The following is a 582-nucleotide window of genomic DNA, read 5'->3' on the forward strand; positions in this document are numbered from 1 at the left end:
GTTCGGGCAAGACCACCACGCTGTACACCGCGTTGAGCCAGCTCAACACCTCGGATGTGAAAATCATCACCGTCGAAGACCCGGTGGAATACCAGATCGAAGGCATCAACCAGATCCAGGCCAAGCCGCAGATCGGGCTGGATTTCGCCAACGCATTGCGCAGCATCGTGCGTCAGGATCCGGACATCATCATGATCGGCGAAATGCGCGATCTGGAAACCGCACGCATCGCGATCCAGTCCGCGCTCACCGGCCACCTGGTGCTGTCCACGCTGCACACCAATAACGCGGCCGGCGGCATCACTCGTCTGCTCGACATGGGCGTGGAGGATTATCTGCTCACCTCCACCATCAACGGCATCCTGGCGCAGCGTCTGGTGCGCAAACTCGACCTGGCCAATGCCGAGCGCTATGCGGCTTCGCCGGAAGAAATCGCCAAGTTCGATCTGCGCCGCCTGCAACCGGAGGGCGACATCTTTCTGTATCGCCCGCGTCCCTCGGCCACCGCACCTACCGGGTATCTTGGACGCACCACCATCGTCGAATTCCTGGTGATGAACGACGAACTGCGCCGTGCGGTGA

General features: G+C 61.0%; 1 protein-coding gene. It reads left to right on the top strand.

Annotated elements, in window-relative coordinates; translation table 11 throughout:
• Window positions 1-582 (top strand): GspE/PulE family protein (locus tag CSC62_RS17530; RefSeq protein WP_162407908.1); only part of this gene is annotated, 582 nt, incomplete at both ends.

The sequence above is a fragment of the Pseudoxanthomonas jiangsuensis genome, assembly GCF_010093185.1.
Lineage (GTDB): Bacteria > Pseudomonadota > Gammaproteobacteria > Xanthomonadales > Xanthomonadaceae > Pseudoxanthomonas > Pseudoxanthomonas jiangsuensis.